Source organism: Rhizobium sp. LEGMi-198b (assembly GCF_054114205.1).
In genome coordinates, this window is record NZ_JBSYVH010000002.1 from 65,161 (window position 1) to 78,774 (window position 13,614).

Annotated in this window: 12 protein-coding genes; 2 read left to right on the forward strand and 10 right to left on the reverse strand. The window is 60.6% G+C overall.

From position 1 onward, the window contains the following. Positions 1-16: 16 nt before the first annotated feature. From ACXHXG_RS07055 to ACXHXG_RS07090, 8 genes are all read right to left on the reverse strand, one after another. The gene (locus ACXHXG_RS07055; protein WP_104823237.1) at positions 17-946 is read right to left on the reverse strand and encodes a glutaminase; all 930 of its coding nucleotides are present in this window, start codon (positions 944-946) and stop codon (positions 17-19) included. Between the two features lie 71 nt (positions 947-1,017). Next, positions 1,018-1,635, reverse strand: a complete 618-nt coding sequence (gene rpsD, locus ACXHXG_RS07060; RefSeq protein ID WP_104823238.1) for a 30S ribosomal protein S4 — start codon at positions 1,633-1,635, stop codon at positions 1,018-1,020. A 232-nt stretch (positions 1,636-1,867) separates the two neighbouring features. Continuing rightward, positions 1,868-3,385: a helicase HerA domain-containing protein gene (locus ACXHXG_RS07065; protein WP_104823239.1), complete on the reverse strand. Its 1,518-nt coding sequence runs from the start codon at positions 3,383-3,385 to the stop codon at positions 1,868-1,870. Positions 3,386-3,513: 128 nt separating this feature from the next. Then, positions 3,514-4,659 (reverse strand): alpha-hydroxy acid oxidase, encoded by a 1,146-nt coding sequence (locus ACXHXG_RS07070; protein WP_104825109.1) that lies wholly within the window; start codon positions 4,657-4,659, stop codon positions 3,514-3,516. 88 nt (positions 4,660-4,747) lie between these two features. After that, positions 4,748-5,212: a GNAT family N-acetyltransferase gene (locus ACXHXG_RS07075; RefSeq protein WP_104825110.1), complete on the reverse strand. Its 465-nt coding sequence runs from the start codon at positions 5,210-5,212 to the stop codon at positions 4,748-4,750. 2 nt (positions 5,213-5,214) lie between these two features. After that, the gene (gene murI, locus ACXHXG_RS07080; RefSeq protein WP_104823240.1) at positions 5,215-6,015 is read right to left on the reverse strand and encodes a glutamate racemase; all 801 of its coding nucleotides are present in this window, start codon (positions 6,013-6,015) and stop codon (positions 5,215-5,217) included. Next, positions 5,996-6,838 carry an RNA methyltransferase gene (locus ACXHXG_RS07085; protein ID WP_457898868.1) on the reverse strand — a complete coding sequence of 281 codons (843 nt, stop codon included), beginning with the start codon at positions 6,836-6,838 and terminating at the stop codon, positions 5,996-5,998. The genes murI and ACXHXG_RS07085 overlap by 20 nt, the downstream gene beginning before the upstream one ends. Before the next feature lie 160 nt (positions 6,839-6,998). Continuing rightward, on the reverse strand, positions 6,999-7,589 hold the full coding sequence (locus tag ACXHXG_RS07090) for a hypothetical protein (RefSeq protein WP_457898869.1): 591 nt from the start codon (positions 7,587-7,589) through the stop codon (positions 6,999-7,001). Positions 7,590-7,824: 235 nt separating this feature from the next. Here ACXHXG_RS07090 and ACXHXG_RS07095 point away from each other — a divergent pair, with 235 nt between their 5' ends. Together ACXHXG_RS07095 and ACXHXG_RS07100 are read left to right on the forward strand one after the other, a co-directional pair. Then, positions 7,825-9,039, forward strand: coding sequence for an NADP-dependent isocitrate dehydrogenase (locus tag ACXHXG_RS07095; RefSeq protein WP_104823243.1), 1,215 nt, complete (start codon positions 7,825-7,827; stop codon positions 9,037-9,039). Positions 9,040-9,157: 118 nt separating this feature from the next. Further along, entirely contained in the window at positions 9,158-9,784 is a 627-nt protein-coding gene (locus ACXHXG_RS07100; RefSeq protein ID WP_457898870.1) for a glutathione S-transferase family protein, read from the forward strand. A 46-nt stretch (positions 9,785-9,830) separates the two neighbouring features. Here ACXHXG_RS07100 and ACXHXG_RS07105 read toward each other — a convergent pair whose 3' ends face one another. Both ACXHXG_RS07105 and alaS read right to left on the reverse strand, forming a co-directional pair. Continuing rightward, entirely contained in the window at positions 9,831-10,682 is an 852-nt protein-coding gene (locus tag ACXHXG_RS07105) for an AraC family transcriptional regulator (protein ID WP_457898871.1), read from the reverse strand. A 135-nt stretch (positions 10,683-10,817) separates the two neighbouring features. Then, positions 10,818-13,478 carry an alanine--tRNA ligase gene (gene alaS, locus ACXHXG_RS07110; protein WP_457898872.1) on the reverse strand — a complete coding sequence of 887 codons (2,661 nt, stop codon included), beginning with the start codon at positions 13,476-13,478 and terminating at the stop codon, positions 10,818-10,820. Between the last annotated feature and the right edge of the window lie 136 nt (positions 13,479-13,614).

The following is a 13,614-nucleotide window of genomic DNA, read 5'->3' on the forward strand; positions in this document are numbered from 1 at the left end:
GCGGGAAGACACCATATCAATCACCGAAGACCGACCATCCGGTATGGGCGGCGAGCATTTCCAGCGCCACCGCGCCAAGCTGCGAATTGCCGACCTTGTTCAGCCCCGGCGACCAGACGGCAATCGAGCCGATACCCGGCGCCACCGCGAGAATGCCGCCGCCGACGCCGCTCTTACCGGGCAAGCCGACATGATAGGCGAAATCACCGGAACCGTCATAATGGCCGCATGTCAGCATCAGCGCATTGATGCGCCGCGCCCGCTTCGGCGAAACGACGGAGTGGCCGGTGATCGGATTGCTGCCGCGGGCCGCGAGATAAAGCCCCGCCTTGGCCAGTTGCTCGCAAGTCATCGACAGGGCGCATTGATGGAAATAGACGCCAAGTACGTGCTCGACGGGATGATCGAGATTGCCGTAGGCGCGCATGAAATTGGCGAGCGCGACGTTGCGGAAACCGGTCTGCGTCTCCGAGCGCGCCACCTTGTCGTCAATGGTGATGGACTCGTCATCGGCAACGTAGCGCACGAAGCGCAACAGCTCGCCGATCGCCTCTCGCGGCGCATGGCCGGAGAGCACGATATCGCTGACGGCGATCGCCCCGGCATTGATGAAGGGATTGCGCGGTATTCCCTCCTCACGCTCGAGCTGGACGATGGAATTGAAGGCAGTACCGGACGGTTCGCGCCCGACCCGCTTCCATAGGCCTTCACCCACCTTGCCCAACGCCAAGGTCAACATGAAGACCTTGGAGATGCTCTGAATGGAAAAGGGAATATCGGCATTGCCGACGCTGCGGACATTACCGTCCACCGTCGCAATCGCCATGCCGAACTGGTTCGGATCGACTTTGGCGAGCTCAGGAATATAGTCGGCGACCTTGCCTTCGCCGAGGCGCGGCAAAAGCTCCGCATGGATGCTGTCGAGAATTGCCTGCAAATCGCTCATCGGACGCTCCAAAGACAAAAAAGCCGCTCGAAAAGAGCGGCTTTTGCATTCGCAAGAAAGATATCCGCCTATTAACGCGAATAGAATTCGACGACCAGATGCGGTTCCATGACGACCGGGTACGGTACGTCGCCGAGAGCCGGAACGCGAGCGAAGGTCGCAACCATCTTGTTGTGGTCGGCTTCGACGTAGTCCGGAACGTCGCGCTCAGCGAGAGCCACCGATTCCAGAACGGTGACGAGCTGCTTGGACTTTTCGCGAACTTCGATAACGTCGCCAGCCTTGCAGCGGTAGGAACCGATGTTGACGCGAACGCCGTTTACGGTGACGTGGCCATGGTTGACGAACTGACGGGCAGCGAAGACAGTCGGAACGAACTTGGCGCGGTAGACGATCGCGTCGAGGCGCGATTCGAGAAGGCCGATCAGGTTTTCCGAGGTGTCGCCCTTGCGGCGGTTGGCTTCGTCGAAGATGGCGCGGAACTGCTTTTCACGCAGGTCGCCGTAATAGCCCTTCAGCTTCTGCTTTGCGCGGAGCTGCACGCCGAAGTCGGAGAGCTTGCCCTTGCGACGCTGGCCGTGCTGGCCCGGGCCGTATTCGCGGCGGTTAACCGGGGACTTCGGACGGCCCCAGATGTTCTCGCCCATACGGCGGTCAATTTTGTACTTGGACGATTCGCGCTTGCTCATCGCATTTCCTTTCAAAGTGTTGAGCGGCCCGTTGCCAAGCCGCGAAGGAAACACGCCCTCCTCTGAACTCCGTTTTCGAGCTCTGACAGGTCTCTCACGTTAGCGAACGGACGAGACCACGGGACATGTCAAATGAAACACCGGACATTTCTGCCCGGCGTTGGCGCGGTCTGTAAGGGGTCGTCATGAAAATGTCAACAGCGCCAGACGCGCTTGTGCAAGATTACAGCAGCTATTCCGCCGCCGCCTGTTCGCTGCTATCCAGATCAGGCGCATTGGCGTCGCCTGGCGCAGTCTGGGAACCCATATCCGGGAAAGCGACGATGCGCTTGCCGGAAAAGTCCGTATGGACGACGACGCTGCCTTGTTCTTCGAAATAGCTGAGCAGGCGCCGGGCGCGGCGGGCCGAGTGGGTGCCGTAGGCGCGGGCGATGCGGGCGTCGGATGGACATGGCTCACCACAGATGGCCGCCTTGGCAAGCATCAGGAAAACACCCTGCAGATCGTCGGTAACGCTGGAGGAGAGTGACAGCGCGGTTGCCCAGGCATCCGTCGCCATCGTCGCCTCATCGGCGCCGGAGCGCACGATCGCGACGCGTCGGCGAAACTCCGGCAGCGATATCGGCACACCCGGTACGCGACGCATGCGCAGCCGCACGAGGAACTCCTGATAGAGCACCGAATCCGTGCGGAAGGCCGAGGCTGAGTCATCGAGAATTTCCGAGAGCACGGCACTCACCCGCGCCTCGCGGTCCTCAGGCGATAATTCCGGCTGGCTGACCTTCGGTTCAGCCGGCGCGGCGCCGGCCGCAGGCGCGGAGCGGGAGAGCTCCGCCAGGATATCCGTCGTCGGACGTGGCGCAGGCGCAGCGCGACGAACGACCGGCCGTGAGAATTCCTCCGGATCCGGCGTGAAGATCAAATCCTCCACGTCCTGCGGCGCATCCGGCAGCGGCATCAGCTTGGGGCTGGAGGAGCGCGCCGACGTTTCAACCGCGCCGATGGTGATCGGCAGCGGCCGGCGCGACAGAGCCGGACCGAGCGCGACGAAATTGCCGCGCTTCAGGTCACGGAACATTTCCGCCTGCCTGCGGTCCATGCCGAGAAGGTCGGCGGCGCGGGCCATGTCAATATCAAGGAAGGTACGCCCCATCAGGAAGTTGGACGCCTCGGCCGCAACGTTCTTGGCAAGCTTCGCCAGGCGTTGTGTGGCGATGACGCCGGCAAGCCCGCGCTTACGGCCACGGCACATCAGGTTGGTCATGGCGCCGAGCGACATCTTGCGCGCGTCTTCGGAGACGTCGCCGCCGACGGAAGGGGCAAACATCTGCGCCTCGTCGACGACGACGAGCACCGGATACCAATATTCGCGATCGGCATCGAACATACCGTTGAGGAAAGCGGCCGCGGCGCGCATCTGCTGCTCAATATCGAGCCCTTCGAGCGTCAGCACGCAGGAAACACGATGTTGGCGGATACGGTTGGCGATTCCGGCAAGTTCGGCCTCGGTGCGCTCGCCGTCCACCACCACATGGCCGAACTTGTCGGCCAGCGTGACGAAATCACCTTCGGGATCGATGATGACCTGCTGTACCCACTGCGCCGACTGCTCCAGCAGACGCCGCAACAGATGCGATTTCCCGGAGCCGGAATTGCCCTGCACAAGGAGACGGGTCGCCAGCAGCTCCTCGATATCGAGTTGGGCGCTGGTCCCGCCGGACGCCGTTCCCATGTCGATGCCGACCTGCAATGCACTACCCCTTTGACAAGACTCAAATGTGAAGACGCCCATCTTTCAGAAACAGGGCGTCCCCGTCTATCAAAGATTTCCAAGCTTCGCGTCCGTGGATTGAAAAAACCCACAGGCAATTGCGGGGCTTATCTGAACCGCAGATTGGCCCGCGACAGCTCGCTGACGGAGGTGCATCCCATCAGCTTCATGTCGCGCTCGATCTCGGTGCGCAAATGCCGCAATGCGCGCTCCACACCTGCCTGACCGGCAGCGGCCAGCGGATAGAGGTAGAAGCGGCCGATACCGACAGCCTTGGCGCCGAGCGAGAGGGCCTTCAGCACATGTGTGCCGCGTTGGATGCCGCCATCCATCATCACATCGATGCGGTCACCGACGGCATCAGCGATTTCCGCCAGTTGATCGAATGCCGAGCGCGAGCCGTCCAATTGCCGGCCGCCATGGTTCGAAAGCACGATGCCGGTACATCCGATGTCGACAGCACGCTTGGCATCCTCGACCGACATGATGCCCTTCAGGCAGAACTGTCCGTTCCAGTACTTCACCATCTCGGCGACATCGTTCCAGTTCATCGACGGATCGAGCATTTCGGTGAAATACTTTCCGATCGACATAGCGCCGCCGCTCATGTCCACATGTTCATCAAGCTGCGGCAGACGGAATTTCTCGTGCGTGAGATAGTTGAGCGCCCAGGCCGGCTTAATGGCGAACTGGGTGACACCGGCCAGATTAAGCTTGAACGGAATGGAGAACCCGGTGCGAAGATCGCGCTCGCGATTGCCGCCGGTAATGCTGTCGACCGTCAGCATCATCACATTGACGCCGGCTTCCTTCGCCCGCTCCATCATAGCCCGGTTCAGCCCGCGATCCCTGTGGAAATAGAACTGGTAGACCTGCGGGCCTGGATACTTCTTGCGGATTTCCTCAAGGCTGACGGTCCCGAGCGAGGAGACGCCGAACATGGTGCCGAGCGAGGATGCTGCAGCGGCCACTGCATTTTCGCCCTGGTGATGGAACAGCCGCTGCAACGCCGTCGGCGAGCAATAGAAGGGAGTTGCGAGCTTTTGTCCCATGACGGTGACAGACATGTCGATCTCGCTGACGCCGCGCAGGACGTTCGGAACGAGATCGCAGCTTTCGAAGCTTGACGTGTTACGCCGCAGCGTCACCTCATCGTCGGCGGCACCGTCGATATAGTTGAAGATCGGACCGGGAAGGCGCTTTTTCGCAAGGAGGCGAAAATCATGGAAGTTGTGGCATTCACGCAGACGCATGGCTTGCCTCGACAACGACACCGCAATCATTCTCAAAAGACATCAAACATCGACCTCCCAATATCCCGCCGCTCAGTCCGATCGTGAACTACAGCCGATGCAAGCGTGCTTCCCACTTGTAAAGCACATCCGGCTCTTTCTCCTCATTGCCTGCTCCGTCAGACTCGTCAACCACGAAGAAGCCGTGCTTCTCATAAAAGCGGCGCGCGGGCTCATTTCTCTTGAATGTCCAGAGTGAGAGCACCGGATAGGTCGATTTGGCAACATCAAGTAGGCGGCTGCCGATACCATGCCGCTGCGCCTCGGGCAGAACATAGAGCTGATCGATCCAATCCTCGAGAAAGGCGATGACGCCGACGAGGCGACCGCCCTCCTCCGCGCCCCAGATCTGGCAATCTTTGAAAACCACCGCGCTCCAGAAGCCGACATCCTCTTCCGGGGTATGAAGCCCGGCAAGCATCGGCAGCCGCTCATTGAAGGACGCGCGATGGACGGCCGCAGCCGCCGGCATGTCCGCGAGATCGAGTTTACGAAATGAAACTTTGTCAGTCATCATCAAGCCTTGAGCCCGAAACCCTGCATTAGCCGCCGAGTCGAAAAATCCGGCGTACCGGAAGTGAAGACGGCGAAATCGAAATTGTCCGGATGTACGGCATCGGCCACCAGCGGCACCAGGCTGCGGGCGCGGCGTGCGATCGCTTCCGCAGGATCGAGCCAATCGACCGGCCAGGGAGCCAACCGGCGAAAGACATTGGCCATGAAAGGATAATGCGTGCAGGCGAGCACGACGATATCGGTCCTGCGTCCTTCCTTCTCCACGAAGCACTGAGCGATTTCGGAGAGGATGGCATCGTCCGAGACGGTATCGCCGCGAATATAGGTTTCGGCCATGCGCGCCAGATTCTCGGAACCGACTAGGCGGACATGGCATTGGGTCGCAAAGGACTGGATGAGATCGCGCGTATAGGCGCGTTTGACGGTGCCTGGCGTCGCCAGCACCGAAACCAGCCCAGAGCGCGTGCGCTCGGCAGCCGGCTTGATTGCCGGCACGGTGCCGACGAACGTCATCTGCGGAAAGGCGGCGCGCAGATCGGCGCCGGCGAGCGTGAAGGCCGTGTTGCAGGCGATGATGCAGACTTCGGGATCATGCTCGGTCAGCAGCTTCGCGAAAAGGCCGACAATGCGCTCCCGCAAAGCCTGTTCTTCCCAGCCGCCATAGGGAAAGCCGGCACTGTCGGCGACATAGATAAAGCCGCGCTCCGGCATCAGCACGCGCGCCTCGCGCAGCACGGTCAGGCCGCCGATGCCCGAGTCGAACACCAGAATGGGTTTCAGCTCATTCGCCGTTGCTGTCATCGTTTGTGGTTTCCTTGGGCGCGGCAGGGGATCGGGGATGCGAGCCGCTGCCGCGCGGAGATTTGCGCGAGAAGCGGTCGAGGGATGAGATCACCCCGCGCAGGACGCTGATTTCCTGTTCCGTAAACGCCCGGCGCGAGAGGACCGCGCGCAGATTGTCGACCATTTTCGGCTTTTTCCCGGCAGGATGGAAATAGTTGCGTGCGTCCAGCGCTTCTTCGAGCTGATCGAACAGGCCGAAGAGCTGCTCCTTGGTGGAAGGCCTCTGTTCCATCGCCTGGAAGGGTACGGAGGCTAGATCCTCCATGCCGGATTTCATCCATTCGTAGGACATCAGCAGCACCGCCTGTGCGATGTTCAGCGAGGCGAAGGCGGGGTTGACGGGAAAGGTCACGATCTCGTCGGCGAGTGCCACTTCCTCGTTGGTCAAACCCCAGCGCTCGCGGCCAAAGAGAATGCCGGTGCCCTCACCGGCTGTGAATCTTGCCCGCAGCGTTTCGGCGGCGGCGACGGGAGAACGCACGGGCTTATAGCCATCGCGTTCGCGCGCGGTCGTTGCGTAGACGAAATTGAGATCCGCGATCGCCTGCTCCAGCGTGTCGTAGACTTTGGTCGCCTCGATGATGTGATCGGCCTTGGAGGCCGTCGCTTGCGCCCTCTCATTCGGCCAGCCGTCGCGCGGATTGACCAGGCGCAATTCTGCCAGGCCGAAATTTGCCATGGCGCGGGCCACCATGCCGATATTCTCGCCCATCTGCGGCTCGACCAGAATAATGGCCGGCCCTTCGGCCAGAAGTTGACGCTCGCTGTTGGTACCTGCCATGAACTCAAATCCCCATGCGGTAAGCATACCGCGCTAATGAGGGCCGGAATAGCGGCGCGGGCCTCAATCGGCAAGGGCGAAGTCGGTTGTCGGCATCGATCGGATTATAGCGGCAGGCCGCAATACCCGGCGAGATAAGAACCCACCGGCCACGACCCGATCACTGCTGCGGCTGATCCTGCTGCGGCGTTTGATCCGATGGCTGCTGTTGCTGCTGTTTGACGATGTCCTGCATGACCGATTTCAGCGAATTGGACTGGCCGCCATCATCGACCGTGATGATGTCGTCGATCACGGGCTTTCCGGCCTCCTGGATGACTTCGAAGCGCACAGCGGTCGTTTTTTGATAGTCCGCATCCGTGCCCATGCAGACAGATTTCTTGAAGGTGGCAATCACCTCTGTCGTATCGCCTTTCGGCGGTTGCGGCGCGATATTCAGTTCCTGCAGCGGGCAAGCATCCTGCCCGCCAACGATGACATCGTAGTCGAAGGGCGAAATGCCATCTTCATCCGCGGCGGGGAACTGCGCCGCCGCCTGGTATTTCGCAACGAAATCCTTGCTGTAGAGATCCTTCAGCTTGCTGTCGTCGAAAATATCCTGCCAGTCGCTGTCACCGCCCGCCCAATTGGAAACGGTCGCGTCCATCACCGTCTTGACCGGTGCCATCACGTCGGCCGCCGCGGCCGAGCTGGCGCCCAGCGAGAGCGGAAGGAAAACGGCGAAAAGCGCGGGAGCGGCAATTTTTTGCATGATAAAAATCCGTGATGATCGGCGAAGCGTTCGCGCGACATTAGTCGCATCCATCGCTTTGGCAATGGCCCGACTTTGAAAAGCATGCGTCGCGATGAAGTGGACGTGATCGGCAAAAACGCGGTTTCGACGCCTCTATCGGCTTTGCGTTCGAGACTTGCGGTGCTATAGCCCTCGGGACTTCATATCACTCACAGGGACATCCGGTCCCCATCAGCTTAAACGAGGCAGAAGCATGAAGAAGATCAAGGTCGCTAACCCGGTTGCCGATCTCGATGGCGACGAAATGACTCGCATCATCTGGCAGCTTATCAAAGAAAAACTGATCTTCCCCTACCTCGATATTGATATCGACTATTACGACCTCTCGGTCGAAAACCGTGACGCCACCAACGACCAGGTCACCGTCGACGCCGCCAACGCCATCAAGAAATACGGCGTCGGCATCAAGTGCGCCACGATCACGCCGGATGAAGCCCGCGTGAAGGAATTCAACCTCAAGGAAATGTGGAAGAGCCCGAACGGCACGATCCGCAACATCCTCGGCGGCGTCATCTTCCGCGAGCCGATCATCTGCAAGAACGTTCCGCGTCTGGTTCCGGGCTGGACGCAGCCGATCGTCGTCGGCCGTCACGCCTTCGGCGACCAGTATCGCGCCACCGACTTCAAATTCCCGGGCAAGGGCAAGCTGACCATCAAGTTCGTCGGCGAAGACGGCACGGTGATCGAAAAGGAAGTCTTCAACGCTCCTGGCGCCGGCGTTGCCATGGCCATGTACAACCTCGACGAATCGATCCGCGAATTCGCCCGCGCTTCGATGATGTACGGCCTGATGCGCAAATGGCCGGTCTACCTGTCGACCAAGAACACCATCCTCAAGGCCTATGACGGCCGCTTCAAGGACATCTTCGAAGAAGTCTATCAGAACGAGTTCAAGGCGCAGTTCGACGAAGCCGGCATCACCTACGAACACCGCCTGATCGACGACATGGTCGCTTCCGCGCTGAAGTGGTCCGGCGGCTACGTCTGGGCCTGCAAGAACTACGACGGCGACGTTCAGTCCGACACGGTTGCCCAGGGCTTCGGCTCGCTCGGCCTGATGACCTCGGTTCTGCTGACGCCGGACGGCAAAACGGTCGAAGCCGAAGCCGCTCACGGCACGGTTACCCGCCACTACCGCCAGCACCAGAAGGGCCAGGAAACCTCGACGAACTCGATCGCCTCGATCTTCGCCTGGACCCGCGGCCTCGCTCATCGCGCCAAGCTCGACGACAATGCCGAACTCGCCAAGTTCGCCGCGACGCTCGAAACCGTCTGCGTCGACACCGTCGAAGCCGGCTACATGACCAAGGACCTGGCGCTGCTGATCGGCCCCGACCAGCCCTGGCTCTCCACCACCGCTTTCCTCGACAAGATCGACGAAAACCTCAAGAAGGCCATGGCTGCCTAACCCTCGCCGACATCGGAACCTGCGAGAACCCGGCCTTGGCGCCGGGTTTTCTTTTGCCCGAAATCTTGCCGCCTTGACCGACCGGCGGATAGAATGCGCCCAACAAAGGGAGAGACAGATGGCTGAAGAACTCGTTTTCTATACCAACCCGATGTCGCGCGGACGCATTGCCCGCTGGATGCTCGAGGAGATCGGCCAGCCCTACCGCACCGAATATCTCGACTTCGGCACGACGATGAAGGCGCCCGAATACCTCTCAGTGAACCCTATGGGCAAGGTGCCGGCCATCAAGCACGGCGATACCATCGTCACCGAATGCGCTGCCATCTGCGCCTATTTGGCCGAAACCTTTCCTGAAGTCGGTCTTGCGCCGACGGCAGCCGAACGCGGCAATTACTTCCGCTGGATGTTCTTTGCCGCCGGCCCGATGGAGATGGCCGTGACCAACAGCGCACTGGGCTTCGAAATTCCTCCCGAACGCCTGCGCATGGCGGGTTGCGGCAGTCTGGAACATGTCTTCGACACTCTGGAACAGGCGGTTAGCGCCTCACCCTTCATCGCTGGCGACCGTTTCACGGCCGCCGACGTCTATGTCGGTTCGCATGTCGGCTGGGGCCTCAATTTCGGCACTATCGAGAAGCGTCAGGCTTTCATTGATTATTGGGGCCGCATCAGCGACCGCGACGCCTACCGCCGCGGCAACGAATTGGACAATGCGGCGATGCCAAAGCAAGCGAATGCTTGAAAAGACAATGGACTAGAGCCAACTTCTCATTCAGCACATCATACGGTTATTGCAGCGGCATATGGATTTCCGTCAGCAACTCGGTCGGCGGCACATCGCGTGGATTGTTGAGATATTCTTCGAACATCACCGCATCGCGCAGTTGCCGGCCGGAGGCAGGAAGCCATTCGGCATAGAGCCACTGATAGGCCTTGTACATATCGGCATACGGCCCTTTGTGCCGTAACACAGCATACTCGCCACCGTCGATTGTCCGCCGTTCCAAGGGCGCCTCGGCGGCAATATCCTCGCCAGCATTGACGCAGGCATAGGAGCGCAATTTGTCGACCGCGATCAGGTCGGGATCATCCAGATAGACGCCGATCATCCGCATATCGGGCCTGGCAAGACCGCGAGCGAAGATGGTGCCGAACAGAATTTCGAAAGCCTGGCCGATCTGCATGTAGGAGCCGCGATGGGCGACACCGATAAGCGAAATCGGCGAGAGGATGCGAAGCGTAACGTCGAACATGACCGTGATCCTTCCTTGGGTACTGGGTTCGAAGATCGTGTGGCTTCCCTCATTCCGATATCGCGCCGGCGGTGTGCCGTAGACGGATTTGAAGATGCGGTTGAACGACTGGAGGTTGGGATAGCCCGACCGCTTTGCAATGTCGTTGACAGATAGACGGGTGTTGACGAGATCGCCGGCGGCACGGTGCAGCCGCAGCCGCTTGACGGTCGCCGCCGCCGTCTCGCCATAGATCGCCCGATAGATTCTGTGCCAATGATAGCTGGACATGCAGGCGATCTCGGCAAGCTTTTCCATATCGAGCTCGTCATCCAGATGCTCGTGGATATAGGCCGAAACCCGCCGCAGACGGGTCTCGTAAAGCGCCCATGCCGTTCCGTCACTCATGTCAAACCTCTTGCAAATCGATCGGTCTCAAAAGACCATACCTCGATTTGACAAATCCTGCTGAGTTTGGCGGGCAAAACAAAAGCGGCGGGGCCATCAGCTCCCGCCGCTTCTGATCAGTGCGATAAAAAACTCTTAGCCGGCGAGTGCGGCAGCAACTGCTTCAATCGCTTCATCGGCCTTGGCGCCATCCGGACCGCCGGCCTGGGCCATGTCGGGACGGCCGCCGCCGCCCTTGCCGCCGAGCGCGGCCGAGGCAATGCGGACGAGATCGACAGCGCTGAAGCGGCCGGTCAGGTCTTCCGTGACGGCAACGACGGCGCTGGCCTTGCCATCTTCCGAGACGCCGATCAGCGCGACCACCCCGGAGCCGAGGCTGGTCTTGCCATCGTCGGCAAGACCCTTGATATCCTTCGGGTCAACGCCGGAAATGGCCTTGCCGAGGAACTTGACGCCATTGACGTCACGGACCGCATCGGCGGAACCGCCCTGACCGCCGCCCATGGCGAGCTTGCGCTTGGCGTCAGCCAGTTCGCGCTCCAGCTTGCGACGCTCGTCCATCAGCGCCTCGACGCGCGACACGACATCGCCCGGCTGCACCTTCAGCGTCGAGGCCAGCGTCTTCACGCGCTCATCCTGCTCGGTCAGATAGTCGCGAGCGGATTCGCCGGTCACCGCTTCGATACGGCGGACACCGGCGCCGACGGCACTTTCGCCGAGGACGCGGATAAGGCCGATCTGGCCGGTGGCGGAGACATGTGTGCCGCCGCACAGCTCGACAGAATAGGGCTTATCAGCCTTGGCACCGCGCACGCCCTGCCCCATGGACACGACGCGGACTTCATCGCCGTACTTCTCGCCGAACAGCGCCATGGCGCCCTCGGCAATGGCGTCGTCGACGCTCATCAGGCGGGTCGTGACCGGCGAGTTCTGCAGCACGATTTCGTTCGCCATATCCTCGACCACCTTCAGCTCTTCAGCCGACATCGGCTTCGGATGCGAAACGTCGAAACGCAGACGCTCGGGCGCCACCAGCGAACCCTTCTGCGCCACATGGGTGCCAAGTACCTCGCGCAACGCCTCATGCAGCAGATGGGTCGCGGAGTGGTTGGCGCGCAGGCGCGACCGCCTGTTGTGATCGACCGTCAGCACGACGGCGTCGCCGATCTTGATCTTGCCTTCAGATACTTCCGAGCTATGAACGAAAAGGCCTTCGCCCTTCTTCTGCGTATCGCTGACCGTGAGCTTGCCGTGGTCGCTAGAAACCACGCCGGTATCGCCCATCTGACCGCCGGATTCACCGTAGAACGGCGTCTGGTTGACGATGATCTGCACCTTGTCGCCGGCAGATGCGCTGTCGACGGCAACACCGTCCTTGACGATTGCCTGGATAACGCCTTCAGCGGTCTCCGTGTCGTAGCCGAGGAATTCGGTGGCGCCGAACTTTTCCTTGAGCTCGAACCAGATGGTTTCGGTTGCCTTGTCGCCAGAGCCAGCCCAATGCGAGCGGGCTTCGGCCTTCTGCCGTTCCATCGCGTCGGTGAAGCTCGATATGTCGACGCCGATGCCGCGGGCGCGCAGCGCATCCTGCGTCAGGTCGAGCGGGAAGCCATAGGTGTCATAAAGCTTGAACGCGGTCTCGCCATCGAGGCTGTCGCCCTTGTGAAGCGTCGAGGTTGCATCGGCAAGCAGCGACAGACCACGCTCCAGCGTCTTGCGGAAACGGGTCTCTTCCAGCTTCAGCGTCTCGGAAATCAGCGCTTCGGCACGCACGAGCTCGGGATAGGCGCGGCCCATCTGCTGGACCAGCGTCGGCAACAGCTTCCAGACCAGCGGCTCCTTGGCGCCAAGCAACTGCGCATGGCGCATGGCGCGGCGCATGATGCGGCGAAGCACATAGCCACGGCCTTCGTTCGACGGCAGCACGCCGTCGGCGATCAGGAAGGCGGAGGAGCGCAGGTGATCGGCGATGACGCGGTGGCTGGCGCGGCGTTCGCCCTCGGCCTTGACTCCGGTCGCCTCTTCCGAAGCCTCGATCAATGCGCGGAACAGGTCGATGTCGTAATTGTCATGCTTGCCCTGCAACACGGCAGCAACGCGTTCGAGACCCATGCCCGTGTCGATCGACGGACGCGGCAGGTCGACCCGCTGCTCCTTAGTGATCTGCTCGAACTGCATGAAGACGAGATTCCAGATCTCGATGAACCGGTCGCCATCCTCTTCCGGCGAGCCGGGAGGGCCGCCCCAGATATGGTCGCCGTGATCATAGAAGATTTCGGAACATGGGCCGCAAGGACCGGTATCGCCCATTGCCCAGAAATTGTCGCTGGTGGCGATGCGGATGATCTTGTCGTCCGAAAGACCGGCGATCTTCTTCCAGAGATCATAGGCGACATCGTCGGTATGATAGACCGTCACCAGCAGGCGCTTGGCGTCGAGGCCGAATTCCTTGGTGATCAGGTTCCAGGCAAGCTCGATGGCGCGCTCCTTGAAATAGTCGCCGAACGAGAAATTGCCGAGCATTTCGAAGAAGGTGTGATGACGCGCGGTATAGCCGACATTGTCGAGGTCATTATGCTTGCCGCCGGCGCGCACGCATTTCTGTGCCGTCGATGCAGTCTTGTAGGGGCGCTGCTCCAGGCCGGTGAAGACGTTCTTGAACTGCACCATGCCGGCATTGGTGAACATCAGCGTCGGATCGTTGCGTGGAACAAGCGGGCTCGACGGCACGATCTCGTGGCCGTTCTTCTTAAAATAGTCGAGAAAGGTCGACCGGATTTCGTTCACACCGCTCATATTGGGCCCTTCAGTCCTTGCCTCGAGCGAGATGTCCCATCTCGCTCATGTTCCTTCACCTAGCATGGTCTTGTCCAAAAACCGCTTCGCACTTTTGGGGATCACGCGTTGGCAATATTTAACAAATCCAGTGGCT

Excerpts from the sequence above, each read along its gene's own strand:
- ACXHXG_RS07055 (WP_104823237.1), bottom strand. The coding sequence starts at position 946 with ATGAGCGATTTGCAGGCAATTCTCGACAGCATCCATGCGGAGCTTTTG.
- rpsD (WP_104823238.1), bottom strand. The coding sequence starts at position 1,635 with ATGAGCAAGCGCGAATCGTCCAAGTACAAAATTGACCGCCGTATGGGC.
- ACXHXG_RS07070 (WP_104825109.1), bottom strand. The coding sequence starts at position 4,659 with ATGCGTCTGCGTGAATGCCACAACTTCCATGATTTTCGCCTCCTTGCG.
- ACXHXG_RS07075 (WP_104825110.1), bottom strand. The coding sequence starts at position 5,212 with ATGACTGACAAAGTTTCATTTCGTAAACTCGATCTCGCGGACATGCCG.
- murI (WP_104823240.1), bottom strand. The coding sequence starts at position 6,015 with ATGACAGCAACGGCGAATGAGCTGAAACCCATTCTGGTGTTCGACTCG.
- ACXHXG_RS07085 (WP_457898868.1), bottom strand. The coding sequence starts at position 6,838 with ATGGCAGGTACCAACAGCGAGCGTCAACTTCTGGCCGAAGGGCCGGCC.
- ACXHXG_RS07090 (WP_457898869.1), bottom strand. The coding sequence starts at position 7,589 with ATGCAAAAAATTGCCGCTCCCGCGCTTTTCGCCGTTTTCCTTCCGCTC.
- ACXHXG_RS07095 (WP_104823243.1), top strand. The coding sequence starts at position 7,825 with ATGAAGAAGATCAAGGTCGCTAACCCGGTTGCCGATCTCGATGGCGAC.
- ACXHXG_RS07100 (WP_457898870.1), top strand. The coding sequence starts at position 9,158 with ATGGCTGAAGAACTCGTTTTCTATACCAACCCGATGTCGCGCGGACGC.
- ACXHXG_RS07105 (WP_457898871.1), bottom strand. The coding sequence starts at position 10,682 with ATGAGTGACGGAACGGCATGGGCGCTTTACGAGACCCGTCTGCGGCGG.
- alaS (WP_457898872.1), bottom strand. The coding sequence starts at position 13,478 with ATGAGCGGTGTGAACGAAATCCGGTCGACCTTTCTCGACTATTTTAAG.